The 26974-nt window shown below is 66.8% G+C and carries 29 protein-coding genes; 19 read left to right on the forward strand and 10 right to left on the reverse strand.

Going from position 1 to position 26974, the window contains the following annotated elements; translation table 11 throughout:
- The 5 genes from FV230_RS02820 to FV230_RS02840 all read right to left on the reverse strand — a co-directional run.
- On the reverse strand, positions 1-652 hold a 652-nt coding region (locus FV230_RS02820; protein WP_246694703.1), incomplete at its 3' end, for a hypothetical protein.
- A 265-nt stretch (positions 653-917) separates the two neighbouring features.
- Positions 918-1349, reverse strand: coding sequence for a peptide-methionine (R)-S-oxide reductase MsrB (gene msrB, locus FV230_RS02825; protein ID WP_147841161.1), 432 nt, complete (start codon positions 1347-1349; stop codon positions 918-920).
- Between the two features lie 61 nt (positions 1350-1410).
- Positions 1411-2529, reverse strand: a complete 1119-nt coding sequence (locus FV230_RS02830; RefSeq protein WP_147841204.1) for a YihY/virulence factor BrkB family protein — start codon at positions 2527-2529, stop codon at positions 1411-1413.
- Positions 2530-2872: 343 nt separating this feature from the next.
- Complete coding sequence (locus tag FV230_RS02835; protein ID WP_147841162.1) at positions 2873-3148, reverse strand: hypothetical protein; 276 nt, start codon at positions 3146-3148, stop codon at positions 2873-2875.
- 158 nt (positions 3149-3306) lie between these two features.
- On the reverse strand, positions 3307-3813 hold the full coding sequence (locus FV230_RS02840) for a GAF domain-containing protein (protein ID WP_147841163.1): 507 nt from the start codon (positions 3811-3813) through the stop codon (positions 3307-3309).
- 173 nt (positions 3814-3986) lie between these two features.
- On the opposite strand from FV230_RS02840, the gene FV230_RS02845 reads away from it, so the two are divergent.
- Positions 3987-4229, forward strand: coding sequence for a hypothetical protein (locus FV230_RS02845; RefSeq protein WP_147724688.1), 243 nt, complete (start codon positions 3987-3989; stop codon positions 4227-4229).
- Positions 4230-4239: 10 nt separating this feature from the next.
- Here the strand turns inward: FV230_RS02845 and FV230_RS02850 are convergent, their stop codons facing one another.
- Positions 4240-4479, reverse strand: a complete 240-nt coding sequence (locus FV230_RS02850; protein ID WP_147724686.1) for a hypothetical protein — start codon at positions 4477-4479, stop codon at positions 4240-4242.
- 188 nt (positions 4480-4667) lie between these two features.
- Here FV230_RS02850 and FV230_RS02855 point away from each other — a divergent pair, with 188 nt between their 5' ends.
- Positions 4668-4991: a hypothetical protein gene (locus FV230_RS02855; protein WP_147841164.1), complete on the forward strand. Its 324-nt coding sequence runs from the start codon at positions 4668-4670 to the stop codon at positions 4989-4991.
- A 96-nt stretch (positions 4992-5087) separates the two neighbouring features.
- Positions 5088-5522, forward strand: a complete 435-nt coding sequence (locus FV230_RS02860) for a hypothetical protein (protein WP_147841165.1) — start codon at positions 5088-5090, stop codon at positions 5520-5522.
- 25 nt (positions 5523-5547) lie between these two features.
- Here the strand turns inward: FV230_RS02860 and FV230_RS02865 are convergent, their stop codons facing one another.
- Positions 5548-5850: a hypothetical protein gene (locus FV230_RS02865; protein ID WP_147841166.1), complete on the reverse strand. Its 303-nt coding sequence runs from the start codon at positions 5848-5850 to the stop codon at positions 5548-5550.
- Between the two features lie 358 nt (positions 5851-6208).
- Positions 6209-7531, reverse strand: a complete 1323-nt coding sequence (locus FV230_RS02870; RefSeq protein ID WP_187275358.1) for a tyrosine-type recombinase/integrase — start codon at positions 7529-7531, stop codon at positions 6209-6211.
- Between the two features lie 138 nt (positions 7532-7669).
- Between FV230_RS02870 and FV230_RS02875 the strand changes: the two genes are divergently transcribed.
- The 8 genes from FV230_RS02875 to FV230_RS02910 all read left to right on the forward strand — a co-directional run bounded on the left by FV230_RS02875 (position 7670) and on the right by FV230_RS02910 (position 11779).
- Positions 7670-8278, forward strand: a complete 609-nt coding sequence (locus FV230_RS02875; protein ID WP_147841168.1) for a hypothetical protein — start codon at positions 7670-7672, stop codon at positions 8276-8278.
- Positions 8279-8334: 56 nt separating this feature from the next.
- Positions 8335-8535, forward strand: a complete 201-nt coding sequence (locus tag FV230_RS02880) for a DNA-binding protein (RefSeq protein WP_246694704.1) — start codon at positions 8335-8337, stop codon at positions 8533-8535.
- Entirely contained in the window at positions 8532-8777 is a 246-nt protein-coding gene (locus FV230_RS02885) for a hypothetical protein (protein ID WP_147841170.1), read from the forward strand. The genes FV230_RS02880 and FV230_RS02885 overlap by 4 nt, the downstream gene beginning before the upstream one ends.
- Positions 8774-9610: a hypothetical protein gene (locus FV230_RS02890; protein ID WP_147841171.1), complete on the forward strand. Its 837-nt coding sequence runs from the start codon at positions 8774-8776 to the stop codon at positions 9608-9610. Before FV230_RS02885 ends, FV230_RS02890 begins: the two co-directional genes overlap by 4 nt.
- 277 nt (positions 9611-9887) lie before the next feature.
- Complete coding sequence (locus FV230_RS02895; protein WP_147841172.1) at positions 9888-10199, forward strand: hypothetical protein; 312 nt, start codon at positions 9888-9890, stop codon at positions 10197-10199.
- A gap of 232 nt (positions 10200-10431) precedes the next feature.
- The gene (locus tag FV230_RS02900) at positions 10432-10893 is read left to right on the forward strand and encodes a hypothetical protein (RefSeq protein ID WP_147841173.1); all 462 of its coding nucleotides are present in this window, start codon (positions 10432-10434) and stop codon (positions 10891-10893) included.
- A 237-nt stretch (positions 10894-11130) separates the two neighbouring features.
- A complete protein-coding gene (locus FV230_RS02905) occupies positions 11131-11556 on the forward strand; it encodes a MerR family transcriptional regulator (RefSeq protein ID WP_147841174.1) in 426 nt (141 codons plus the stop codon).
- Complete coding sequence (locus FV230_RS02910) at positions 11549-11779, forward strand: hypothetical protein (RefSeq protein ID WP_147841175.1); 231 nt, start codon at positions 11549-11551, stop codon at positions 11777-11779. The genes FV230_RS02905 and FV230_RS02910 overlap by 8 nt, the downstream gene beginning before the upstream one ends.
- A gap of 68 nt (positions 11780-11847) precedes the next feature.
- Here the strand turns inward: FV230_RS02910 and FV230_RS02915 are convergent, their stop codons facing one another.
- The gene (locus tag FV230_RS02915) at positions 11848-13743 is read right to left on the reverse strand and encodes a potassium transporter Kup (RefSeq protein WP_147841176.1); all 1896 of its coding nucleotides are present in this window, start codon (positions 13741-13743) and stop codon (positions 11848-11850) included.
- Between the two features lie 345 nt (positions 13744-14088).
- Between FV230_RS02915 and FV230_RS02920 the strand changes: the two genes are divergently transcribed.
- From FV230_RS02920 to FV230_RS02955, 8 genes are all read left to right on the forward strand, one after another.
- On the forward strand, positions 14089-14454 hold the full coding sequence (locus FV230_RS02920; RefSeq protein WP_147841177.1) for a hypothetical protein: 366 nt from the start codon (positions 14089-14091) through the stop codon (positions 14452-14454).
- 297 nt (positions 14455-14751) lie between these two features.
- Positions 14752-15072, forward strand: coding sequence for a hypothetical protein (locus FV230_RS02925; protein WP_147841178.1), 321 nt, complete (start codon positions 14752-14754; stop codon positions 15070-15072).
- The gene (locus FV230_RS02930; protein WP_147841179.1) at positions 15065-17344 is read left to right on the forward strand and encodes a hypothetical protein; all 2280 of its coding nucleotides are present in this window, start codon (positions 15065-15067) and stop codon (positions 17342-17344) included. Before FV230_RS02925 ends, FV230_RS02930 begins: the two co-directional genes overlap by 8 nt.
- Positions 17345-18619: 1275 nt before the next feature.
- Positions 18620-20302 (forward strand): HAD-IIIC family phosphatase, encoded by a 1683-nt coding sequence (locus tag FV230_RS02935; protein WP_147841180.1) that lies wholly within the window; start codon positions 18620-18622, stop codon positions 20300-20302.
- Positions 20235-23729, forward strand: coding sequence for a glycosyltransferase (locus tag FV230_RS02940; RefSeq protein ID WP_147841181.1), 3495 nt, complete (start codon positions 20235-20237; stop codon positions 23727-23729). Before FV230_RS02935 ends, FV230_RS02940 begins: the two co-directional genes overlap by 68 nt.
- 112 nt (positions 23730-23841) lie before the next feature.
- Positions 23842-24309, forward strand: coding sequence for a GspH/FimT family pseudopilin (locus FV230_RS02945; protein ID WP_187275359.1), 468 nt, complete (start codon positions 23842-23844; stop codon positions 24307-24309).
- Between the two features lie 97 nt (positions 24310-24406).
- A complete protein-coding gene (locus tag FV230_RS29350) occupies positions 24407-25090 on the forward strand; it encodes a prepilin-type cleavage/methylation domain-containing protein (protein ID WP_187275360.1) in 684 nt (227 codons plus the stop codon).
- 1 nt (position 25091) lies between these two features.
- Positions 25092-25958: a type II secretion system protein GspK gene (locus tag FV230_RS02955; protein WP_147841183.1), complete on the forward strand. Its 867-nt coding sequence runs from the start codon at positions 25092-25094 to the stop codon at positions 25956-25958.
- Positions 25959-25979: 21 nt separating this feature from the next.
- On the opposite strand, the gene FV230_RS02960 is transcribed toward FV230_RS02955, so the two are convergent.
- Positions 25980-26963 carry a class I SAM-dependent methyltransferase gene (locus FV230_RS02960; RefSeq protein WP_187275361.1) on the reverse strand — a complete coding sequence of 328 codons (984 nt, stop codon included), beginning with the start codon at positions 26961-26963 and terminating at the stop codon, positions 25980-25982.
- Between the last annotated feature and the right edge of the window lie 11 nt (positions 26964-26974).

Here is a 26974-nt window from a genome sequence, read left to right on the forward strand (position 1 = left end):
GGATCGCGGCCACCGGAGCGGCGGCCGGCGCACCGGTGCCCGCGATCCGGCGCAGCGCGTCGACGACGCCGTCCTTCTCGGCGGGCTTCTCGCCCGAGCGCGTGTTGGCACCGTAGCGGCCGAAGCCGAAGCGCGGCTCGATCAGGTCGAGGACGGCATCGAGGGCGGCGTTGCTCAGGCCGATCTCGCCGGTGGAGGGAATGCCCTGGAGCGCCAGCGCCTGGCGGTCATAGGCGGCATCCTCGGTCACGTCGCGACCGAACCAGGTCGGCGCGGTGAAGGCCGACGCCTCGCCGGCCTCGTCGAAGGTGACGCTGACGAGATCCAGGCTGCCCGGGCTGACGTAGCGGTCGATCACCGCCTCCTTCGTCCCGAGCGACACCGCCGTACGGTCGTAGGCGGCCTTGCCGGAGCAGACGTCGAGCAGCGCGTCGCCGTGCGCGCGGGGCACGTCCGTGCGCTCCTCGGCAGAGGCGCCCTGCGCATCCTTGGTGATCAGGACGAGATGGCATTGCTGCCCGTCGACCCGGACGAACGAGGTCCGCCCGCCCTGCGGCGCGAAGTAGCCTTCGGTGATACGGGCGCCGCCGCGCTCCTTGCGGATCAGACGCACCAGGGCCGGTGCCACGAGAAACCGCCGGACGACGCTCATACTCAACCTCCGCTCAAGGACGATCCGGCGGTCGGTGACCGCCGGCCGTTCGACCCGTTCTGCTCCGTGCGACGAAGACCGCTGGAAAGGCCGCGCCACACGCAGAGCGCGAGGCCGTCCCGCGGGTCGATCCTGGCGGCGCACGCGTCACGTCCGCTTCGGACAGGGCCTTCGCTGCCCATCGATCACTCAGGGACTAAGCAAAAAGCCGCCGAAATCAAGACCGCGGCGGCGCAGGATCTTGGATAGCGTTTACTATCCTGCCTCAAACCGAGTCCGGCCCGGGCTCCTTCGGCGTGAACGCCAGGGATGCTCCGTTCATGCAGTATCGAAGGCCGGTCGGTGCCGGGCCGTCGTCGAAGACGTGGCCGAGATGCCCCTTGCAGCGCGCGCAATGCGCCTCGGTGCGTACCATCCAGTGGCTGCGGTCGACCTGGGTCTCCACCGCGCCGGGCAGCGGCTCGAAGAAGCTCGGCCAGCCGGTGCCGGACTCGAACTTGGTCTCGTTGACGAAGAGCGGCGTGCCGCAGCCGGCGCAGGTGAAGGTGCCGGGACGCTTCTCGGCTAGCAGGCAGCTCGTTCCGGCGCGCTCGGTGCCGTGCTCGCGCAGCACCCGATACTGCTCGGGCGAGAGCACCGCCCGCCACTCGGCCTCGGTCCGGGTCTCCGGCGCCGATATCGTATCCGATCCGCTCATCGCGTCCTCCGCATGCATGATCCGCCCGATATGGGGCCGGAGGGCTGACGCTGCGAGCCCGTCACGCCGCCGCGCCGACGGTGTCCGCCATGCGCGCCTCGCGCTCGCCGAGCGGGAGCGCCGCGCCCGTCGTGGTGTCCTGCCCGGTCTGATGCTCGATCTCTGCGTTGATCTCGCCGCCGAGAAGCACGATCGTCGAGGAGATCCAGATCCAGGTCATGAAGCCGATCACCGCGCCGAGCGACCCGTAGGTCTCGTTGTAGTTGCCGAAGCTCGCCACGTACCAGGAGAACAGCAGCGAGGCGACGAGCCAGAGCAGGCCGGCGACCACGCTGCCGACGCCGACCCAGCGCCAGCGCGCCCGCTCGCGGCTCGGGCCGTAGCGGTAGAGCAGCGACAGGCCGCCGAGCAGCACGAGGACCAGGGCCGGCCAGCGCAGGGCCGCGACGTACCAGGCGCCGGCGCTGATGCCGATGAAGTTGAACACCACCGGCAGCACCACGATCGAGGCGAGTGCGAAGATCGTGAACACCAGCGCGCCGACGGTGAAGGTGAGCGAGCGCAGGTTCAGCATGACGAAGCTGCGCTTCTCCTCCTCCTCGTAGACGACGTTGAGCGCGTCGAACATCGCCTTCATCGCGGCGTTGGCGCTCCACAGCGACAGCACCAGGCTGGTGAAGAACGTCAGCCCGAGGGTGCCGCCGCCCTTGGCGGCGATGCGCTTGACCTGATCGCCGATGATCTCGATCGCCCCGGACGGCAGCACGCCCTGGAGGCTGGCGAGGTGATCGTTGATCACGTTCACGTCGGCGAACAGGCCGTAGCAGGAGACGAGCGCCGCGACCGCCGGAAACAGCGAGAGCAGGGTGTAGAAGGTGACGCCCGCCGCCACCGACAGGACCCGGTCCTTGTTGAACTCGAGGAAGGTGCGCACCGCGACGTCCTTCCAGCCGGCGGCGGTGATCTCGGTCGGGTTGGTCGCGGCGCGGCCGCGCTCGGGCTGGGTCTCGGCGATGCGCTGGGCCGCCCGGCCGGAATGCGAGCGCGCTCCCGCCTGCCCGCTCGGCGCCACCCGCTGCGCCGGTCGCCGCTCGACCGCCCGCTCGGCCGCGGGCTGGACCGCCGGCGTGCCTTTCCGGGTCTGCGCCGCCACGAGGGCGATCAGCGCCGATCCCAGCATCAGGATCCAGACGACCGAGCCGTCCTCCGACGACGGACTCCTCGGACCGGGGTTGGGCGTAGACATTCTGAGAGAACCCGGGCGCGAACAGCCGCGCTTCCCGGCTAGAACGTCGGCTGCTGCGGTGCGTTCCCCGGCGCCCACCGCGCCGGCCGGTCTTCCGCGCGGCGGATCGGGCTTTCGCGATCGCGCGCGGGGGTGACGAAGGTTCGACCGGCTCGGATGGATGCCTTCGCCGGCCGATCCCCGGTCCGACCGTTCGTCGAGTCCGCACCGGCGGCGCGTCTCATCGCAGGCGGATGCCGGGGCTTGAGCCCGGCACCCGATTCAGGTCGGCCGCGGCTCAGCGGGTCGGTGCGGCGGTGCCCTTCCCGGATGCGCCGGGCGTCGAGCCGGCCCCGGCATCGTTGGCGCCGGTGCTGTTGGACGTTCCGGAGCGGCTCTTGTCGCCCGTTGTCGGGCCGCTTCCGGCCGCCCCCGGGGACGACCCGGCACCGGCGTCGTTCGGGCCGGTGCTGTTCATGGTCCCGGACTTGGTGGTGCCCGAGCCGCCCTCCGCCGCGATGGCGGCGGACCCGAGCATCAGCATGCCGGCGAGAGCCAGCGTGAGGATCTTCATGGCGTTTCTCCCTGGGTTCGGCGTGAACCACGCGTTTGCTAACCCAGGGTCGGGGTGCGACGTTCCGGCACAGCGCGGGCGTTCTTCGGGGATCGCCCCGGCAGCCCATGGCTTCGATCCTGCGCGACGCGTCGGAACGCCGATGCGGGTGGGCCTGCTCAGGCGCTGAGTGCTGGCTCCAGGAGGGCGCCGCATGCCACCGGCTGCATGCGCGCGAGGGCTGCCGTCGCCATGTCGGCGAGCGATTGCAGGCGCGAGACCGTGGCGTCGTCGGGCTCGACCCAGGCGCTCCAGTAGGCGCCGAGCGCCGCCACGGGCTCCGGCACGCCGATCGGGATCATCACCAGGCTGCACATCGCCGTCGCCAGATACGCTTCGACGGGCAGGCGACGATCGCCTTCGATGTAGGGAACGACGGCCGGGCGCTTGTTCAGCATGACCCAGCCGGAGATGCAGTCCTGCAGCCGGAAGCGGCGCCCCTTCCACAGCGGCCGGATCGCGTCCTCGGCGACGTAGTGGCAGAACTCGCCGTCCCGCAGCACCACCGAGATGCCGTCGGCGCCGGCGATCGTACGGGCGGTGTCCCGCAGGGCGGCCACCAGGTCGGGCAGCGACGAGACCCTGAGGAGCCGGGCGCGAGCCTCTTCGAGGCGTGCATCATCCATGGCGCGCACCCTATCAGCCAAGCGGCTCCCGTGCACGCGATGCGAAGCATCCTGCGGAGGTTTCACCGCGGCCGACGACGCCATGGTCCGGGTGCGACCTGCGACCACGTATCCGTACCGGACGCCGCCCCCTGCGTAGTACGGAGCGGGCTTGCCGACGGCAGGTGCGCGCGATGCCGCTGTTCTACATCGACCTTCACGACGGAACGAACTTCGTCCGCGACACCCAGGGCTTCGACCTCCCCGACATCGCGGCCGCGCAGGCGCGGCTGGTTCAGGTGATGCGGCGGGTGGCCCAGCTGCTCGACGCCGTCTCGGACCGACAGGACTACCTCGCCATCGTCCGGGATCAGAACGGCAAGGTCGTCATGCGGGCCACCCTCACGCTCGATCTCGAGGAGGTGGACGCGGTGTGATGGGCCGCCATCAGTTCCGCGCGCCGGGCGACCGGAACAGGTAGTAGCCGGCCGAAAGCATCGCCTCATGGGCCTCCAGCGACTGGAAGCCGGCCGGCGGCCGCTCGCCCACCACGGTGCCGCTGAACTCCCAGATCGCGCCGTCGATGAAGCGCGGGACCGGACGATCCTGCCGGACGGCGCAGCGCAGCTCGGGCCTCCGGCGGCGACGGAAGACGTTGAAGTCGGCGTAGGCGGCGGGCCAGTGCATCGGCATCCCTGCGGTGGCGGGCGGGTCTCTAAGCATCCGCCGGACCAGTTCGCCACCCGGTCCCCGCCCTGCGGCCAAGCCCGGGACAGATCCCGGAGGCATGTCGGGAGCGAGCTTGACCGAACCAATGGTGGCATGCCTCGTTCCTTGTTCGTTCTCACCGTGGGTTGAGGGAGGGAGTCGATGCGGTGCCACCGAGACGGCCAGAGGTCCCATGCCTCGCGGCCTACCCCTTCATCGTCGTCCGGTTGGCCTGCACCCTTTGCCCGCACCGGAGCGGGAGCTACCGCCTCGCGCGCCTTGCGGCGAAGTTCGGCCCGGAGACCCCGCTGGCGGACGTGCTGGAGCGCATCGCCCTCGATTGCCCCTGGCGGGAACGACCGGGCGCGCGAAGGGGCAACCAGTACGTGCCAAGGTGCCAGGCCCACTTTCCGGACCTCGACCGGGCGGGTCCGCCCGACCTGCCGCCGGGCATGGGCGGTCTCCGGCTGATCCGAGGGGGAAAGCGGTGAGGCGCGCGGAACGCGACGGACGTGAAGCCCGAGCGGCCTTCGGCACGTTGACGCGGATGGCGCGAAGGGGCGCCTTTCCCTTAGGAGCGCTCGCCGATGCGAAAGGTCCCCGCCCGTCTCGCCGCCGCCGCGGCGGTGCTCTGCGGCATCGCCGGGCCGGCCGGGGCGGAACCCGAAGCGCGAGCGCGAGCCAACAACTGGGCGGACATGCGGTCCGCCCTCGCGACGTGCTGGACGGTGCCGGCGGGCACGGACGGCTCGCTCCTCGCCTACCGCTTCGGCCTCGACAAGACGGGGGCGATCCGCGGCACGCCGCGCATCATCGCGCGCCAGCTCAAGGGCGGTGCCGAGGCGCAGCGGCACTATCAGGAGGCGGCCGACGCGGCCCTCGCCAAGTGCTTTCCCATGCCGGTCACGCCGTCCTTCGGCGCGATCCTCGGCGAGAGCCCGATCTACCTGCGCTTCGTGAACACGCCGCCGACCGGAACGTATCAGCTCAACAGCAACATCACCGTGTTCGCCCCGCGATGAGCCCGCCATCCGGCTCACCGGGCACTCACAGCGCTTCGGGCCGCGAACGCTCTTGGCTGGCATAGAGCGCATCCTCGGGCGTCAGCAAGCCATCGATGGTGAAGGACGAGACTTCGCGGACCTCGCCGTGAGCGAGGCGCAGCTGTTCGACCTCGGCCCGAGACAGAAGACCAGCAATGCGATCCACCCGCCACCCGTCCGGCATCGCGCCCGACACGGTCCGCAAGGCCTCGCCATCGGTGTCGGCATAGGTGCCGAACACCATCACCTTATGGCTCCGGTCGTCGTCGGCGTTGGGTGCCAGCACGCTCACGCGATAAGGGATCATTGGTGCCTCCAAGTCGGAACTGAGTTGACGAGACCCAAGTAACGCAATCGCGGCGGACTTGTCTTAATTTTTGATGATTGTCGATTCTGCGATTGGGCGCGAAGTCCCGCGGGGCTTCCTCACGCGGAACCCTTGCAACGGTCCCGATCGTCCGAAGGGGGTATCGGAGATGCCCTGGTCGACGATGCGGTGCGGGGCAGAGGCGGCAGCAGACGCGATGCCGAATCGAAGAACCGGACGATGATTGGGTGCCGATGCCGACAGCGTCTCGCGCCATCTGCGGCCGCACGGAGCGGTGGCGACCCCGGTTGGGCTCGAACCAACGACCTGCCGCTTAGAAGGCGGCCTAAGCGTGGGATCAAGCTATTGCAGATGCTTGGGTTTCGGAGGCGTTGTCGTTGCCGTGTTGTACTCGTGTTGCGGGCTCGGCCGCACCGAGCACTGATAGCTCGCCGGCAGTGATCGCCCTGCGGTCCGTCCGACCAGCATCGAACAGGTGGCCGTAAACCCGCTGCGTGAACTCGGGCGACTCGTGCCCGGCCCATTCGGATACCTGCTTGATTGCGGCTCCCTCATCGATCCAAAGGCTGATGGCGAAGTGCCGGAAGCTGTGGGCTGTCCACCGCGGCGAACCATCGGCGGAGACGATGCCGAGGGCGATCTGAAGCGGCGCGAGCTGGCGATTGACGATGTTCGGATAGCCGATCGGCGTGCCCTTCTCCGACGGGTAGACCAGTCCGCCGGCGCGGCCACTCTTGGCCTTCCAGTTGGCGAGGATCGCGGCCAACTGCGGGCCAACCGGGACGCTGCGCAGGGCCGCCACCGTCTTCACCGCATCGAGGGCGTTGTAGCGGTCGACGGCCTCGCGCACCTGAAGATCCTCTGGCCGGACGCGGCGCCAGTCGAGCCCCCTCGCCTCTCCGATCCGCAGACCTGCCAGCGCCATCGTCGCGAGGAACGGTCGGAGCCATGTCGTTGCGTGGAAGCTGTCGATTAGGGCCTCGGGATGCTCGGCACGGAAGGCGCGCAGAGCCTGGATCGGATGAGCTGCGTCGGTGCGCCGAACCTGGATCGTGCGCAGGCCGGAAGCGGTGCGCTCCCGCGCGATGAGGAACAGCGCATCGACGTCGGCCGCGGTCGCTAGCAGGGCCCGCACGACCTCGCGCTCGGGGATGCGCACGGTGTCCTCGGCTCGGCGGATCTCCGCCCGCCGCGTCTTCCGGCGGCTGCGCAGCGACCGGACCGGGTTCACATAGGCGAGCCGGCGCCGGATGGCCTCATCGTAGATGGCGCCGAGGACGATCCGCGCCCGCCGGCAGGTATCGTCCGTCCGGCCCTCGGCCTTCAGCTTCTCGAGCCAATCGCCGACGTCGGCCGGGTGCAGCTTCGGCAGCAACCGTGCGCCGAGGAACGGGGCGACGTGGTTGCGATAGTAGACCCGGTAGTTGTGGAGCGTCGCTCTGGCCGCCTGGTCGCTTTCGAGGGCCGTGATGAGCAACGCGTAGGCCTGGTCGACCGTGCTCGCCGCGCGGTCCGGAACGTGGCTCCCAGCGGCTACCTCGCCGCGCACGCGCACCATGAAGGCGTCGGCTTCCTTCCGCGTTGGAAATTGCTTGAACCGCCGTTCGCCGCCGCTGTCGTTGTAGCTCGCCAGCCAAGCAGTCTTTCCGCTCGGTAGCATCCTCTTCCTGATGGTCGCCATTCCATGACTCCAAGGCCGATGTCATACCGGCCGGAGGCAAGCTAACACGATTCTTTCAGGATTTTCCAGATAGCGCTTGACCCTCTATCAGGATTATCCATATAGCTAGGAACTGCGATGGCGCTCTTCAGAGACCTAATCCGCACGGTCTCCGAAGCGGAGGGCCTAAGTGAAATGGCTGTGACAGGTATTGGCCAGTATCTTCGCGATGCCGGACTGATATCGAAGCTTGGTCGCGGTAGGGCTGCAGCTAAGATGACGTCGGAAGATGCGGCTCATTTACTTATAGGGGTCAACGCCACTGCGCTAGCGAAAGACGCTCCAAATGTAGTGTCTGCGTACAAAGCAATCAAAGGCCGTGAAGATGTCTATCCTATAGAGCTGGAAAGCGCTGAGGAGGATTATGTAAGCCGCGCATTGTTTCGGCCGGAGGATCCCGTTCAGTGCTTATCTAGGCTGATCGGTTGTTACACAAAACAGGGAAGTGCTGATCCGGTTTTAAGCGAACGCTCTTATGCCGTAAGCATTACCTTTAGGAGGCCAGTTCCAAGGTTGGAACTTTGGATCGGCTGGCGAAGTGATGACCCGGATCAATTAGACGAGCCGCTGTGCATCCTAAATTTCTACGACGCCGGCGCGAAATCTTTGTCGGCTGGAGATAAGCGCGACACAACAACAATTAGTGAAGTTACCTTGGCCGCAGTCGGTCGAATTCTCGCAGCATAGGAACTTGCAAAATGACGAATAGTGCAACGCCCCACCTCGGGGCGAACGGGAGCGGCTTGCCGCTTGCCGAGGATCTGATGACCGGTGCGGATGCCATCGCGGCATTCATGTTCGGCTCGTCGACGGAAGCCAACCGTCGCCGCGTCTACCATGCGGCCGACAAGCTGGGCCTGCCGACCTTCAAGCTGGGTGGCACCCTCTGCGCTCGTCGCTCCACCATCATGGCGTGGATCGAGCGCCAGGAGAACGCGGCGTGAGCGCCGACACGCGGACGCAGGTGTTGGCGGCCATCGTCACCTGCATGGCCGACGCGATGGCTCAGGGCCGCGACGGGTTCGCGGCTGCCGCAGCGGAGTTTCCTGGCACGCCCGGCGGCGTGCTCGGAGAGGCGTATGCTGTGGCGTGTGATGCCCAGGAGGAAGCCTGGTGGCGGACGATCGAGCGGACCATTGATGGCGAGGTCATCCGGGAAGCCGTTGGCCGGGCAGGCGCGCCATGAGCAGCGGCGTGGAGGGCGCGACAATCGAGTCGTCGGCTTCCTCGCCGGACGATAGGCAGAGCTTCACATCGTGGAAGCTCGACCTCCTAACAGCGATCAATCTGGATCCTGCGGTCAGCGGAGCCGACATGCGCTTCGTCGTCTACATCGTTCAGGGTCTCAATCAGAAGACACGATCGTTCAACGTTTCCGACGAGACCGCGACGGAGGAGCTGAACTGCAAGAGAGACAAATTAGGGGACTCAAGGAAGCGGCTTGAAGCGACCGGTTGGCTGAGGGTTCAGAGAGGCCGGGGTTTCGGAGACGGCAGCTGGTATCGCTTCGATGAATCGAAGGTGGATCACCAGCTTCAAGAGAGAGACGATCGGCGAGCCGTTCGCAAAGAAGCCCGCGTAAAACGCCGATTGAGCAAGGCCGAACAGGCGAGGCTCTGTGCGGGAAAAAGCCGGCACAGCGCTGAAAGCAAGGCAACTCAACGGTCACTGCGCTGTGCCGGAAAATCCCCGCACAACGCTAATACTGGAGAGGGATCGCTCGATCAATCTAATGCGGGAAAAACCCCGCACAACAATGAGCCTTGTGCGGTGAAAACACCGCATAGCTGTGCCGGAAAATCCCCGCTTATACACCTACCTTATACACCTATCAGCACGGCTCTCCGGTCGCAGGATGTAGCACCAGAGGCATCGGACTACGCGGTTTGGGATGCCGACGACTGGCAGGCGCTGTTCGACGAGCGCGCTGGCGTCTTGGAGTTCGACGGCGGTCACAGCCGGGCGGATGCCGAGCAAATGGCGGCCGAGGAAGTAAGCGGCCTGCGATCATCAATTTGAGAGATCACCCTCCCCTCCACGGGGGAAGAGTGAAGCGTGCCGGGCGCATCCCGGAAACGAAACGGCCGAGGCGACCCCTGCCAGGGTCCCTCAGCCTGATCATCACGAACCCGCTGAGGATCAAGATGACTGTTCAACCATCTACCACATCGAATGAAGGATCGGTGAATTCCGATCGCGAGGCGCTGAGGGCGCTCAGGGCGGCGATGCTGGCCCAGATCGCCTCGGACGTCACTCGGCTGGATCGGCTGGCTCAGCGCACCGTCGGAGGCCGCGCATGACCTCGCCCGGCCGCATTGAGATGGATCGCCTGCGCGAAAGGGCGGAACGGCTCGAAGAGTTCTACCAGATCCATTCCGACATCGAAGGACAGGTCGATGAAGCATGCCTCATGGCCGACCTCGCCATGCAGTGGTGGGATCACCTCTCGGAGCAGAACGCGGACGTCCGCGCCCAGACGGGGACCGGTCTGGCAATGTCCGAACGCGAACGGCGGATCGCAGCCTTTGCCTTCGGCGAGATCTGGGACCGTCTGCGCAAGATTGATGAGCGCATGTCGGCCGAAATGCCAATCAAGGCGGGCGCTTGATGGGCTGGCGTCTCACCGTTGCGGTGATGCTGCCGGTGATGTGGTGGCGAATCCGCTTAGTCCCCTGGTGCTTGGAAGTCTTGGCATCGTGGGATCAGAGAGCCGCCGGCCATGCCGTTGCGCGTGGTGATTCTGCTGCTGCTGCCTATCACTTCGATCGGGCCCGCCGTCGCCTCACGCGCGCCGCGGCAGCGCATGCGGGGCCTACGTCGGATCGAACCGGAGGCCCCACATGAGCATCCCCGGTCTCGATCTCGACCGCTTCCGGAAGTGCATCGGGCTGATGCGGCGCGGTGCAACCCCGGGCGAACGGTCCGCCGCGATGGCAGCGGCTGGCCGTGTGACGGCTTCGGCCGGCCTTTCGCTTGAGGAGGCGGTCCTGCAGCTCGACCGCGGCGGCGCGCGTCCGGTGATCATGCTGCATGACGTCGAGCCATCGGCGCCGTGCCGCACGCCTATGCGGACGAAGCCGCCGAAGCCGAAGCCACCGACGCTCGCGGAGGTCATGGCTGAGCGAGAACGGGTAGACGCGGCTCGCCGGGCCTATGCCGCGCGGCACGAGAAGCGCCTGCAGAAACTCTACGCCGAGCAGGAGGAGCAGCAGGCCGCCGACATAGCGGCTCAGGCGGTCCGTGATCAAGAATGGACTCAGGTCCGCGCTCAACGACCGGCCGAGCCCACGCGGTCACCCTGAAAGAACCCCGCCGCACGATAGAAAATTTCAATCGTGCGGCGTTTCATCCATAGGTATCTCGATACCACAGGAGGGCGCAGTGATCCTCGACCTATTTCACGCCGGTGAATGCATCGGCAGCGTTGTCCGGTCCGTGGGCAACGCTTTCGCCTACGCTCTAACCGGCGTGGCAGTAGGCCAGTTAGCCGACAGCGATGCCGCCGCCGCGGCGCTCGCCCGCCGGCAACAGGAGGCCGCATGACCATCAGGGGGATTGCTGTCGTCGCCGAGGAGTTGGACGTTCAGCAGCACGTGATCCGGTTCTGGGGAGTTCAGTTCCCCCAGATCAGTCCCATCCGCAGGAACGGTCGGCGCTACTATCGACCCGAGGACGTGGAGCTGCTGCGGGGCGTGCGCGAATTGCTACACGTGCAGGGCTTCACCATCGCGGGTGCCCAGGGGGTTCTCCGCAGCAAGGGCATCACCTTCGTCCGCGCCGTCGGACGGGGCGAGGCAACCGCGGTCGATCATCTTGATACGGCAATCGATTTGATCGCTTTGGCCGATCTATCGCCGGAGCAGCGAGACGCTCTGAGGTCGGCGCTGGCCGATCCGATGGCCTGCCGTGAGCTCGCCGATCAGTGCCTCAAACAGGCTCGAGACGCTGGAGGCCGTCATGCATGACCGGCTCATCGGTGAGGTGCGGAAGTCGGCGCGGGAGAGCATCCGGGTCATCCTGCGCGAGAAGCGCGGCGACGTCGGCCTGGATCTCCGTATCGCCGTCACGAACGGCCGGGGCGGTCTTACCGAGACCGCGAAGGGCATCCGGATCCCGCTGGCACAAGTCGGCGACGTCATCAGCGCGCTGCAGGAGGCTCAGCGATTAGCTGGGCCGCCCGATCCGTAACCCCGATGTGGCCAGCAGCCTCGGGCGAAGTCGCTGCAGGGTAAAGGAACGCGTGATAACCTCGGCGCCTACATCTCCACCTGCGTCCCGAGCTCGACGACGCGGGGTGGTGGGATCCGGTAGTAGTCGGGCGACCGCACAGCGTTGCGCGCCATGAACGCGTAGAGCGGCTCCTGCCATGAGGACAGCTCGGGGCGCAGCGACGGAACCGGCTTCTCGCGTCCAATGAAGAACGAGGCTGTATCCGGATCGACGCCTACTTCATCACGATGCAGCCTCAGCGCCGCCATCACATCAGGTTTCTCGGCGAACCCGAACGTGAGCCAGACCAAGCTGAAGCCAGCTGGCAGCGGCTCAATCTTGATGCGCTCCGACTCGGACACCCGTGGTGCCCGCTCCGTCGTCACCTTCAGCATCACCACCCGCTCATGCACCACCCCATTGTGGCGGACGTTCAGCGCGAGCGCTGCTGGGACGATCTCCGTCTGCTTGGTGAGATAGATGGCGGTGCCACGCATTCGGATCGGAGCGTCCGCCCGACCAAGGCCCGCAATGAAGTCCGTCATCGTGGCGGCGTCCTTGTCGCGTCGGTCGAAAGCAACAGCCCGACCCTTGCGCCACGTGAGCATCAGCGTGAGCGCCGCACTTCCGACTAGGAGCGGAAACCAGCCTCCTGCCGGAATTTTATGGATGTTGGCGCCGACGAAGGTCAGATCGAGCAGGAGGAACAGACCTGCAACCGGGAAGATCAGATAGGGTGGCCAGCGCCATAGGCCGTAGGCGACGGTGGCGACGAGGAGCGTGGTGACCATCATGTCGCCCGCGACCGCGATGCCATAGGCATTGGCAAGGGCATCCGAGGAGCGAAAGCCGAAGACCAGACCGAGTACCACGGCGGCCAACAGCCAGTTGAGCTGCGGCACGTATACCTGTCCGATTGATTCCTCAGAGGTCTGTCGGATCTCGAGTCGAGGGATGGCTCCGAGTTGGATTGCCTGTTGCACGAGGGCGAATGCCCCGGAGAGCACCGCTTGACTCGCGATCACCGTGGCCAGCGTCGTAAGCCCAACGAACGGAGCGAGCGACCAGCTCGGAAAGAGCAGGAAGAATGGATTGGCTGCTGCCGCAGGATCGGTCAGCACGAGGGCGCCCTGCCCGAGGTAGTTGAGCAAGAGTGCCGGTAAGACGAAAGCGAACCAGTTGATCCGGATGGCGCCACGGCCGAAATGGCCCATGTCGGCATACAGCGCCTCACCGCCGGTGAGCGCCAGGAAGACCGATCCAAGAACCGCGAACGTGACTCCCGCACCCGCATGACCGACATAAGCCAGCGCGTATCGCGGATCGAAGGCGAGTAGGACACGCGGCTGCTGAAGTAGGTGGTACAGCCCGAACAGGGCCAGGGTGAGAAACCAAGCGGCCATCACCGGGCCGAACAGGAAGCCGACGCTGCCGCTCCCACGGCTCTGAATCGCGAACAGCCCAATTAGGACGACCGCCGCGATCGGCACGACGCAGGGCGTGACGACCGGGGTCACGAGCTGAAGACCCTCGATTGCGCTGAGGACGGAGATGGCTGGCGTGATCATCGCGTCCCCGAAGAACAGGGACGCGCCGGCTAACCCAATGATGGTCAAGGCTGGCCGCAGCTTTCCAGCGACCGGCAGCGCCAGAGACAGGAGCGCCATGGTGCCGCCCTCGCCCTGATTATCCGCCCGCATGACGAACACGACGTACTTGAGCGCGACGATCAGAATGACAGCCCAAAACACCATCGATAGAACGCCGAAGACGGTCGTCTCGCTCGCGGTCTCGCCGGCTGCCTTTAGCGACTCACGAAAAGCATAAATCGGGCTCGTACCGATGTCGCCGAACACCACGCCGAGCGCCCCCAGGAGCAAGGCTGGTCGGACCGGATGCTCCGCGGCCGCTGGGGTCGACACGGCATCGGCGGATGAGGTCATCGTGCTTCCTGGCGAGCGCCAGCGGGCTTGATACCGTCCCGGTCTCAATCGCCAGCGAGGGCACTATGCAATGTGGCGGCTGGATACGCGACCAGGAACGAGCGAATACAAAAGACTGATCGACAGCGGCGCACGCGAGGCTCACCGGGCCGAACCAAACGTCGATGGGTAGGCCCTCGGCAGATGCCGCCTGCGATCGAGCCAGGCACTTGATCCGAGACGCAGTTTCACGTTATGTTCTCGTGTCGATGCTGGCCTGAGCCAGTGATCGACATGCCATAGGGCAGGCCCGAGAGAGGGTCAGCCGCGGGCCTTCGATCCGGACAGCCGGAGGAGCCCACCCGCGTGTCGTTCGACATCTCTGCCCACAGAAAGCCAGGTCGCCGTTCGATTGTCGGCGCGCATCCGCAGCGTGATGCGATCGAAGCGGCCTGCGCTGCCGGCATCAGCCTTCGCCGTGTAGCCGAGCGGTTCGAGGTTCCCCGCATGTCGTTGTGGCGGTGGTGGCGAGGTCTGCCAACCGAGTACCGCACCGCACTCGGCGCCGCCGTCGCTGATCAAGATGATGCTCGGTGGCGTGAGGTCAGTGCAGGTCTGGCCGCCATCGCCCGGCGTTATCCGGATACGCGCGCGGACATCGCCGACCTGACACATCGCATTTGCCAACCACGGGCCCACCGCTCCGTCGGGGAGCGAACTCATGCCGCCTGAGACAGCCCATGCCAGAGATCTTCCGCAAGCGGTCACCTGCACACACAGCAAGGATGATCCGACCCAAGAGGACCTCCCCGCGAGAGCGGGGGTACAGTTCGCGATGGGACCGCCTCTCCAAAGCGTATCGGCGGGAGCACCCATTCTGTCAGTGGTGCGAGCAGATCGGTCGGCTGAGGCCTGTCGAGGTCGTCGACCACAAGATCCCAGTCGTGGATGGCGGAGCGGTGTTCGAGCCGCAGAACTGGTGGGGCCTATGCCTCCCGCATCACGGGCTCAAAACCGAGATGGAGAGATATGCGCGCCTCCACGACCAAATCGATCGTCTGGTCATCTGGTGCGACGAACCTTCGGCGCGCCCAGCCCGGTTTGCAATATCAACGACATGAGATCCGCATGAACGCCCCCGATCTACGCATCAGCGACGAGGCCGTGGACCACGTTCGCGAGATGGTAGCAGCGTGGCCAGGTGATGCTCGCGATCTGGCTCTTGCCCTGAGCACGATGGGCAGCGCGCTCCTGCTCATCATCGATGGTCGGGACGACCAGATTGCCATGTACGAGGCCGCGGCCAAGGCCATCACACACGCCAGCACGAGGCCCGCGCTCAATGGCTGAACCGCTTGTCATTTCCTTCGCAGCTGACACCAGCCGCGCGCAATCCGCGATGGCAACGCTCACGTCGCAACTCATCGGCAACATGACACAGGTCGGCGTTGCCATGAGCGGGGGCGCAGCGAACGCGAACGGCTTCGGCGGCGCGATCGGCACGCTCGCCAATAACGCGGCCAAGGCCGCCGCGTCGGTCGCTGGTGACATCGGCAAGATCAGCAGCGCCACTGTGGGGGCGGCTACGAAAGACTCCGCCACCCTTCAGAGCGTCACCACGGCGTTCACCGCCGCCGCCCTCGGATCGAAGACCGCGGCGGCCGGTGTGCAGGCTGGCGTCGCCGGCACCAGCACGGCCCTGACGACGATCCTAGCGCAGGTCCCGGCGCTCGGCGGCGTCGCGGTCGCGCTCGGCACCGTCGGCCTCTCCTATGCCGTCGTCTCGGCTGCCGTGGGTCAGGCCAACGCGCAGCTCGACAAGTTCGTAGCCCTCGGCGCCACGGCTGAGAAAACCGGCATTGGCGTTGAGCTCGTTCAGCGCTTCCAGGACATCGGCAAGGAGGCGAAGCTCAGCGGCGAGCAGATCGAGGCGGCGCTTCAGAAGGCCGGGCAGACGCTCACTCCGAAGTTCGAGCAGACCGATCCGACCAAGAAGCAGCTCTTCGACGTGTTCGAAAGTGGCTACACCGGCGACTTCCAGTCCAAAGGTCTCTCGCAGTACCTCGGATCGAAAGACAACGACGCACGTATTCGCGCCGTAGTCACAGCCATGCAGGAGCTTCGCGACCTCGGGCTGCAGGTTGGCGCGATCGATCTCGCCGACAAGGTGTTTGGGCGCGACGTGGCCGACCGCATCCGCTCCGGCCGGCTTGAGATCGAGGCGATCGCCGAGGCGTTGGACCGGAAGCGCGAAGACCTCGTCTCGCGCGAGCAGGTCTCGACGGCGGAGGAGTTCCGCGACCGCCTCGCCGACGCGGCGGACGAGATCGACAAGGCCCTGCACGTCTCGGTGGCGCTCGCCGGCGCCGGCCAGACGGTGCTGGACGTGTTCCTCAAGATCGCCGAGACAACGGCCAGGGCCGCAACATCGGCTGGCACCTTCCTCGATAAGGTGCTCGCCGCGGCAAGGGTGCCGCTGAACGTGCCACAGGGCGCCGACCTGCAATCACCCTTGGCGCCCCGCACGCGCACCGAGGGACAGGGCAGCCTTGGGGCAGACCTCGGAGCCGTCGCCGGCACTGGAGCTCGCGGCCGCACGCTGTACGACAAGCCGATTGGCCCGGAGCCGCTGATCCCGACCGTGACGCCCCCGCCTGGCGGCCCACCTCGTCGACCGCTCAGCATCATCGAGGATGCCCAGCGCACGCCCCATGAACCGAAAGGCCGGGGCGGCGGCGCATCCGAGACGGACCCGATCGAGACTTTCACGAACGCCCTGGAGAAGCAGGCGGCAGCACTGAAGGCCGAGACCGAGGCGTTCAACAAATCGAACGTCGAGAAAGCTGTCGCGATCCAGATCGCCAAGGCCAACGAGGTCGCGACCCAGAACGGCAAGACGCTTACCGACGCGCAGACGGCGGCCATTGTGAAAGCCGCGACCGAGACCTCGAACTACAAGGACAAGCTCGCCGATCTGGAGCAGCAGCAGCGCCAGGCCGCCGACGCCGCAAAGTTTTTCGGCAACGCGCTTTCGGATGGCTTTTCCGACGCGATCATCGAGGGGAAGAGCTTCGGCAACGTCCTCTCGGACATCCTGAAGCAGGTCGAGCGTTCGACCTTCCAGGCGGTGTTTACCGGGCAAGGGCCGCTCGCCGGCTTGCTCCAGACGGCGGCCCCGGCGAGCGCAGGCAACAACGCGCTCGGTGGCCTGCTCGGCTCGACGATCGGCGCCTTCGGAAAAGGTGGCAACGCAGGAGGCCTTGGCTCAATCGGCGGCCTGCCGGTCCAGGGTCCGTCTCTCCCGGGCACCTCGATCTTCGACACCATCGGCAGCTTCTTCCGGGCCAGCGGCGGCCCTGTCTCCGCGGGCATGCCGTATACGATCGGCGAGAAAGGCCGCGAGCTGTTCGTGCCGAACCAGAACGGCCAGGTCGTTCCCATCGCGAAGGGGGAAGCCGGCAGCCGGCCGATGAGCGTGAGCACGGGCGGGAACACCTACAACATCACCCCGGCGCAGGGCGTCACGCCAGAGCAGTTGCGGGCGACGCTCGAGCACTACGATCAGAAAAGCTTCGAGGCGCTGCCCGCTCGGCTCCGCTTGGCGAAGGCGATGTTCGATTGATGGGAGCCGCCCGAATCCCTAGCGCAGTCGAGCTGATGCGCTTCCCCGCCGGCGACCGTGCCCTTTGGCTCCGGTGGCTTGTCCGCTGGCACCGCGATCAGGCTGCAGCTCATCAGGCAGCAGGATCATCGAAGGGCGTCACGCGCCACCGGAACAGCCTTCGGAAGGTGATGACCGTGGCGGCGCAGTGCGAGGTCCAGATCTCGTGACGAGGCGGAGCGCATCAGCGGAAAGACCGAGCCTTTGATGGCTCTTCAAAAAGCCTGCCCAAAGGAGGGTGACCCTCCTTACCGGCCCATTGGCTTCAGCCCCCACCCAGTAGGGCGGGAACATCGCCCCCCGCCATTCAGCGAACCGGCTGTCGACCGCACCACTCTCGCTCCCTGCGGCAACGAATAGATGCACCCCTCCAACGAATCCGCTCAGGTTCGAGGTGGAGTTCCAGACGGTGGCCGTCCGTGGACGAGCCAGCCCGGCAGCATCAAGCCGACGTATGTCTAGGCCGGTACTGCCGACCTTGAACCGATCGCCATCAACCTCCTGTCTCGGGCCTTCCGGCAGATACCAGCACCGCTCGGTCCCGACCCCCACCCGGGGACACAGCCACACTGCCTCTGCTCCACCAGACCAAGGGGGCCCATACCCCCAGCCCATTCATCGCATCCCATTGGCCGTTCGCTTCAATCGGCGTCGGTCAATAAGGGGTAGGGGGTGTCGATTAATCGAAATGCATCACGGCTTCAGGACCGGATGGGAAACCGATTCTCGCCAACAGAAAATAAAAAAAACGCGGCGTAGGCGACGTGGCCTGCCTCTAGAACCCTACCCGTCCGATTCGGCGCAGCCCGAAAACATACTCGAGGCATGGCTTGATCAGCACCAGAAGGCGACGACGACAACCAAGACGTTCTTTCGAGTGAGCTCGTGGTAGCAGGTTGCGACGCGATGGACGCCTTTCAGGATAAGAAGGTGGCATCGACGCACCAGCGCGCACGATGAAGGCGACGCGCATGTTGCCCTCTAGATACCGGGATACCACTGCGCGATCGACACGATTAAGGAGACGGCACGGGCGAAATTTACGTCGGCCCAGCAGGAAACCGTATGACGTCGCTCTGGAGGTTCTTGTCGCCGCGGAGATCGGATTTGGGGCGGATTTTCAGCGCCCCGTCGCGCGATGGGGACGTATTGGCCGATCCCGTTGCAGGTTCACGGAGCTCCCGAGACCCGAAGGAGTTTCGGATCCCAACCGGCCTGCGGGCGACCCCAACCGGCTTGAGGCGGATCCTGGTGATCGGCTCCTGCCTCGTCGAAGATCTGGTCTCCCATTCGAACGACAGCGGGGCGACGCCCGGCGACTTCGTCCTGTTCAACAACATCGGACGACTGCCCGACACCCCGCCGCAGCCGATCGCCGCCTACGACGTGCAGATCGTCCAGATCCCGCTGCGCACCCTGCTGGCCGACGCGCATTTTGCCAAGCTCAAGTATCATCGCACCGAGGATTACCGGATCGTCTTCGATCAGGCCGTGCAGCGCCTGAGCCTCGCCCTCGACGCGGCGATGCGCTGGAACCGCGAGACCGGACTCGCGAGCCTCGTCGTCAACTACTTTCGCCCGCAACAGGACGTACTCGGGCGCCTGTTGCCGCGCAACGACTTGAGGAACTTCAGCTATTTCATAGATCGCCTTAACGAGAGTCTCGCCGATCTCGTCGCTGGCTATGCGAACGGCTACATCCTCGACTTCGACGCTATCTCGGCTACGATCGGACGCATCCACGTTCAGGACGAGCATCTCTGGATGCTGAACCACAATTCGACGTTGAGCGATTTCGATGCCGTCCACGATCGCGCCCGCCTCCACCCGCCGCCGCCGGTCAGCCAGCAGAGCGATATGCGGATCGACGCGTTCTTCGATGCGGTCCACGCCGAGATCGAGGCTATGGTCCGGACGCTGCGGCAGATCGATCCCGTCAAGCTGGTGATCGTCGACCTCGACGACACGCTCTGGCGCGGCGTGCCCGCCGAGGAGGCGGGCGAGGCGAAGACTAACGAGGGTTGGCCGTTCGGCCTCGCCGAGGCGCTGGACGTCCTTAAGGCAAGGGGGATCGTGCTCGCCATCGCGAGCAAGAATGACGACGCGACGATCCGCGCCGTCTGGGATTCTCAACTCGGCGACCGGCTGGAACTCGCCGACTTCGCGGTCGTGATGATCGGCTGGAATCCGAAGGTCGAGAGCGTCGCCGCGATCCTACAACAGGTCAACGTCCTGCCGTCGAGCACCGTGTTCATCGACGACAACCCGGTCGAGCGGGCCGCCATCGAGGCGGCGTTTCCGGGTATCCGGACGCTCGGGGCCGACCTCTACGGCATCCGCCGGACGCTTCTGTGGTCTGCCGAGACGCAGGTGCCGTTCATCTCGGACGAATCCGGAAGGCGGACCGAGATGATCCAGGCGCAGGTGGTGCGCGAGGAGACCCGCAAGACGGTCTCGCGCACCGAGTTTCTGGACAATCTCGACATCCGGGTCGCGTCGGACGTCATCACGACGATCGGGCATGGCCGCTTTCCCCGCACGCTCGAACTGATCAACAAGACCAATCAGTTCAACACCACCGGCCACCGGTGGACTTCGGAGGCGATGCAGGCGGCCCTTCAGGAGGGCGTGGTGATCCATGCCTTCTCGGTCGCCGACCGCTTCACCGATTACGGCCTCGTCGGCGCCGTCCTCCTGCGCGGCGCCGCGATCGAACAACTCGTCATGAGTTGCCGCGTCGTCGGGCTCGACATCGAGCAGCGGATGCTGGCGAGCATCATCGACGGGCTGAAGCGGGACGGTTCGACCCGGGTCTCGGCGTGCTTTCTCACGACGGACAGGAACGCACCCTGTGCCGACGTCTTCGCTGATTCCGGGTTTCGCGCCGAGGGTGAGGGGTGGGTGTTCGATCTCGACTGACCGCGCGCGCGGCGGCAAACCTTCGTTCGGGCGCATCCTCGTTCACCGAACTGGCCACAACGCTGTCGGCGCGTGGACAGCGGGAGGCGGGTCCGATCCCGGTGCGCGATGCTTCGGCACGTTGTCTTTGCCGCGTCGAGGGCGCTTCCGGGTCGGCGACACAGGGTGGGCGGAACAGGACGCGATGAAGTTCTTTCGCAGCAAACGTCGTCCGCGCGTCGATCCGGTCATCGCGGATCATACCCGACGCGTTCAGGATTCCGGCCTGTTCGACGCCGAATGGTATCTTGCGACCTATCCCGAACTCGCGGGCTTCGGGCCGGGCCCACTGGCGCATTTCTGCGAATACGGCCTGAACGAGCATCGCGATCCCGGGCCAAACTTCGACACGCGCCGCTACCTCGACGCCGTCCCCGCGGCCGGTACGAGTCCGCTGCCACCTTTCCTGCACGCGATCGAGGCAGGCGAGGCCGGGACCGGATGCCCGGTCTGGCTGCGGGACGACGACGCGTCGCTGATCTACCTGATCCGCACCAGCGGGCTGTTCGACGAAGCGTGGTACCGCGACACCTACCCGGACGTCGCCAGGGGCGGATGGGATGCGCTGGCCCACTACCTCGAATACGGCGCGGCCGAACTGCGGGACCCCGGCCCGGCCTTCGATGCCGAGCATTACGCGCTCACGTATCCGCGCGACCGCGAAACCTTCCCGATCCCGCTCGTCCATTACCTTCGGCTGGGTCTCCGCCGCGGCCATCGGCCGACGGGCGTCTCGCGCTACGAGCGCTGGCTCGCCGTCCACGACGATCTCGAAGCGGCGGATCTGGAGCGGATCGCCGCCGAACCGGTGCCGGCGACCGTGCATTGCATCGTCGTCGTCGAGGGGGACGGCGCCGGCGCGTTCGTGAGCGCCCTCGCAGGTCAGGCCGGTGCCTCCTGGCGCGCCATGCTGCTGCGCGGCTCGGACATGGACGGCGCCACATGGAGGACGATCGTTGCCCAGGTCGCCGCCGAGCCGCGAATCGCCTGCGTCGATACGATCGCCGAGGCGCTGACAGGGCTGGCGGACGGGGACATCGTGCTGCTTGCCAGCGGGGGGAGCCGGCTGCGGCCGCACGCTTGTCACGCGTTCGCGGCCGCGCTCGGCCATGGAGCGGCGCTCGGCGCCTACAGCGATCACGACCGGATCGATGGGATCGGGGCGCGGCATGCGCCGGTGTTCGCGCCCGCCATGTCGCCCGTGCTCATGCGGCAGGTGCCCTATGCCGGCTCGGTGATCGCCCTGCGCATCGCCCCGCCGACCCGTAGGATGCTGGCGGGTGCATCGGGCCGCCTCGGGGATTCCGACCGGGCCTGGGCGGACCTGCTGCTCGGGCTCGACCCCGCGCGGGTGATCCGCATCCCGTTAATCCTCCACCACCGCGCCGTGGACGAGGCGGTGCCGCCATCGCGCACGAACCAGCCCGTTCCCGATCCGTCGCAGAACGCGACCGAGGCACCCGACGGCCTGTTGGAGCCGCTGCCCACCGTCCGGATCGTCATCCCGACGCGGGACCGAAGTGCCCTGCTGCGGGCCTGCATCGACAGCGTTCTAACACGCACCGACTACCCGTCCGAGCGTTATCGCATCGTTATCGTGGACAACGGTTCGTCGGAGGATGAGACGGCGCGATACTTCGCGGAGGTCGCGTCGGATTCGCGGCTGCGCGTCGTCGCCTCGCCCGGCCCGTTCAACTTCTCCGAGATCTGCAACGCCGGCGCCGCGGGCGCGGACGAAGACATCCTCGTCTTCCTCAACAACGACACCACCGTCCGGCAGCCGGATTGGCTGCGCCGGCTCGCCGTCCACGCCGCCCGGCCGGAGGCGGGCGCCGTCGGCGCGCGGTTGCTCTATCCGAGCGAGACGGTGCAGCATGGCGGCGTCGTCCTCGGCATCGCCGGCGTCGGCGCGCATGCCCTCGTCGATCTGCCGGAGGCGACTGCGCGCGCCCTCGATGCGACCCGTGAGATGAGCGCCGTTACCGGGGCCTGCCTCGCGATCCGGCGTTCGGTCTTCGTGGAGATCGGCGGCTTCGACCCGCTGCTGCGGATCGATTACAACGACGTGGACCTCTGCTGCGCCGCGCAGGCTGCGGGATACCGCAACCTCTACGTCGCCGAGCCGCTGCTACTGCATCACGAATCGCTCTCGCGCGGCGCCTCCACGACCCGGGCGGACCAGGGCCGCAACGTCCGCGAGGCGATCCGCGTGCGGCGGCGACACGCGGCGGTGATCCGAGACGATCCGTTCTACAATCCGAACCTGTCGCGGGAGAGGATCGGGGGCCTCGCCGTTCCGCCGCGGGTGGTTCCCCCATGGCGGCGTCCGCCCTCCGGCGTTCGCAGGGTTCTGCTGCTGAGCGCCGGAGACGGCATCGGCCGGTGGGTGGCGGATCAGGCGGCGTTTCTCACCGCGCGGGGCTTTGAGGTCATCCTCGGTGGCCCCGACTGGGAGGACGTGACCACCGACCCAGATCGCCGTCGGGTCCGGCTTGCGAATCCCGCGGAGGCGGCGGTCTTCGCGACGCGCGAAGGCGTCGATGCGGTCGTCGCCCACACCGCGCCGTTCTTTGCGGTGACGCAGCATCTCGGGCGGCGGCCGCTCGTCTACTGCGTCGATCACGGCGACGCGCCGCCGGGATCGGGGCCCTGTCGCGACGCGCGGGCGGACGCGATCCTCGACAAGCGCTACCACGCCGCGCTGGCGCGCCGCGTCTTCTCGACGTCGCCGTCCGCACGGGACGCCCTGTTCGGGCAGGAGACGGTGCTGCTTGCCCACGACCGCCCGGCGGGTGCGGCATGGTCCGAGGCCTGGGCTGTGCGACGCCCGGCGCTCCGCGAAAAATTCGGTTTCACCGGGCGCTTCGTCGTGATCAATCTCTTCGGCATGGACGCAGGAGACGCGCGGGACGATGGCATTGAGGACTTCGTCGCACTTGCCACCGAATATCCGTTCACCGATCCCGCACTTAAAGTCCGACCTCTTTTCGTCGCGGCCAGCCGTGGTCCCGTCTCCTGTCCCGACGAGCCTACCGACCTCGTGACGTTCGCGTCCCTTGGCGGTGCCGACCTCTTCGACCTGTTGGCGGCCAGCGACCTCTATCTGACCCCGCAACGCCGGCAGGGCGTCGCGTGCGGCATTGCGCTCGCGCTCGCCATGGGGCTGCCGGTGGTCGCATCAGAGATCGCGGCTCATCGTGCCTATCCCCTCGAGATCGCCGCGGACCTGCCAGGGTTGTATCGGCTGATCATGCCCCATGCAGAAAGCTGGTGCGCAGGCACTGTGCACCGGACGGCGGTACTCATGCCCGGCGCGGATCCTCTGGCCGTGCTGGCGGACACGATCGCCCTCGACTTGGACCGCGATTTTGCCGAACACTGGATCTGAGCACCTCACGCGACGCCTCGAATTCGACGCGCTCGGATGCAAGTGCTTCCCCATGGGGCAGACTTCCTGCGGCTGGAGTTCCGCCGCAGGGCCAGGATTCTCAAAACACCGCATGAAACCGGCCGACGCCTCCCACCGCGCGAACCATGCGGGTTTCACCCTGATCGAGATGACGCTGGTCCTGGCGATCATCAGCCTGATCGCTGCACTTGCCTTGCCGCGTGTGTCGTTCTCGGGGAGCGCGACGAGCTTGCGTGTTAAGGGGTTCGAGATCGCGGCGATTCTTAGGGCCGACCGCGATGAAGCCGTCCGCAGCGGGCGCCCGGTGACAAGCGTCGTCGATCTCGCGGGCGGCCGCGTGCTGTCCAGCGCCGAGAATGGGGTAGTCGCCATCCCAACCAACCTGTTTCTGCGCATCTCCGGCGCGGGGCTCGACGGCATCCGCTTCCTGCCGGACGGGCGGGCGTCGGGCGGAGAGATTTTTCTGATGCGGGCCGACCGGTCCGGCATCCTGTCGGTCCGGGTCGATCCGCAGACCGCAGCGATCGTGATTGACCGGGGCACACGTCTTGACGAGTGAGGTGGACGCCCGCGCAACACACACCGCGCGACGTCGCCGCGTCCCGCCCGCGCGGTTGCGTTCGGCTGGCTTCCTCCTTCTGGAGGCGCTGGCGACGATGGCGATCGGTGCGATCATCCTCGTCGCGATCGGGTCACTGCTCGGGCTAATGTCGCGGCAGGCCGACCGGACGGCGGAGCGCACCGAACGCTTAGACGTCGCCGGCCACGCTCTGGCCGCGCTCGCCCGCGACATCGGGTCGATCGCGCGCGCGCGTTGGGCCGGGCCGGGCCAACGGAACTTCGTGTTCGCGGGCCTGCCCGACCGGATGCTGTTCTCCCTCGACCGAACTGATGCGGACCGCACGCCCCGGAGCCTCGCGATCCTGCTGCAGGGGACCGAGACGAAGGACGGCAGCACCGTGCTTCGCGCCGAGGCGCCGCTCTCGCCCCTCGATCGCGAGGAGGCCGCACTCGATTTCGCGCCCGCGCACACAGTCTACGCTGGCACGGCCTTGGTCCGCTTCGCCTATGTGGTGGCGCCCGGCGAAGGCGCTCCCGAACTGTTGGTCGACGTCTGGCCCGCGGCCGAAACGTTGCCGATCGCCGTGCGCGTCGCCTTCACCGATCCCGCAAGCGGGGAGATCCTGTCGAGCCTTCGCGTCCCGCTACGGATCGAGGCAGAGCCGGGCTGCGCCGCACCGCGAAAGGCGTTCTGCAGCCGCATCGATCCTCGCTCGCTTGAGGACCAGGGCGAGCCCGGCGTGCCGACGGCCGGCATGGCCGCTGCGGGTGGGCGCTGAGATGCGCAGCCGGCAGGACGGCTTCATCCTCGTGGCGGTGCTCGGCATCATGGCCCTGCTCCTGAGCCTTGCTGGCGGGACGGCGCTGATGGTGCGCTCAGCGATCAATGGCGTGCGCGGTACCGCCGACGACCTCAGACTCGACGCGATGGTCCGCTCCGGCATCGACCTCGCGGCCCACGAACTGTTCGCACTGAAACTCCCGACGGCGCGAATCCGCGACCAGCGGATCGCCGTCGACGGCGGCACCATCACCCTGTCCGCAGTCGACGAATCTGGCCGGATCGACCTGAACTGGTCTGATCCCATGCTGCTGGCAGGCGCGTATCGCGCCGTTGGGCTGACCGGCTTAAAGCCTGAGGTATTCGCCGCCCGCGTCGTGCAATGGCGCGACCGCTACGAGGACAAACCGCCGGCGAACGCCGATCCGGCCAAGATCAACCTCGCGGCCAAGCCCGTCGGCCGGGGCAAAGACGGCTTCCGTACCGTGGCGGAACTCCGCTGGTTGGCCGACGTCACGGACGACGATGTAGCCGCCCTCGCGCCCCTGCTCACCGTCGACAACGTCCAGGGCCGCGTGAACGTGCTGGAAGCCTCCGCGACGGTTCTGATGGCGCTGCCCGAGATGAGTCCGAGCCTCGTCGCGCAGGTGGTGGCTTTGCGTGCTGCGCCGCGTGCGACGATCGACGATCGGCTCAAGCTTTTGCTGCCGAAGCAGCAGCCGTTGATCACCACGACACGCGGCACGGCCTTCCGCGTCCGCGTCATGGTCACCACCGTGGCGGCCGCCAACCGCAGCGTCGCCGTTACCCTGGCCCGTGCTCCGGTCCGCGAGGCACCGTACTACGTCACCGCTTGGGAGCGCTGACCGGCTCCGAAGCGGCAAGGGTCAGATCCGGTTGGTCGGCTTGACCACGAAGTAGAGGTCGTCAGACGCCACGAGCCGGGTCTCGATCGCCATCCGCTCGATCATCATCGTCAGGTCGAGGATCGCCATGTCACTCTCGCTGCGGAAATTTCCGGCGCGGTCGGCGAGCAGGTTGCGCAGCAGCGTGCCCCCCATCGGCAGCACCTCGACCACGTCGAAGGCGGCAAACAGCATCGAGCGCAGGTCGGCGCTGCGGGGCGCCTCGCTTGGATCGTAACTGGCTACCGCCGGGATGGTCGGCAGCGTCAAGCGGGCATCGATCCGGTCCTCCTGCTCCGCTTTTAGGTTCCGCCGCAGGTGCGCGGGCAGGTAGCCGAAGATCTCGTCGGCGAGCCGGCGGGCATCCCGATCCATCTGAAGGCGCGGCGGCCCGAAGTAATCGAGACCGAGGATCAGCCCGTCCGGCGAGACGATCCGGTTGAGGAAGGGCAGGAACCGTTCGAGGTCGGCGCAATGGTGCAGGGAGTGGCAGAAAAACACCACGTCGAAGCTGCGGTCGATCGGAGGCGGATGGTTGAAATCGAAGGCTAGAAACTCGGATTCGAGCGGAAACGGCTCGATCTTGCGCCGGGCGTCCGCGAGCAGGGCCGCGTCATATTCGTAGAGCGTGATCTTCGATAGAGGCCAGTGTCCCTGGCGCAGGATTGCCTCCTCGATCCCGCCCGGACCGCAGCCGAACGAGGCGAGGCTGAGGTTGCGGCCGAGCCGCTCGCGCAGCGGGGCGAGGTGGCGGTCGAGGGTCCAGTCCAGCCATAGACCGCGCTCGGCGGTGGAGCGGCCGGTCATCAGGCGGGCTACATAGTCGTGAACCGGCGGTAGGCCCTTCCAGTCGAGCACTTGGCGCCGTGCCTCCCAGTCGGGGTCGAGCACTTGCCGCCAGGTGGTCTCGCCTGGTGCGACCGGCTCGCCCGAGACCGCGCGGTCTGCGGCGGGCGCCGGTTCCATCGGGGCCGGTG

The sequence above is a fragment of the Methylobacterium sp. WL6 genome (genome assembly GCF_008040095.1).
Taxonomy (GTDB): domain Bacteria; phylum Pseudomonadota; class Alphaproteobacteria; order Rhizobiales; family Beijerinckiaceae; genus Methylobacterium.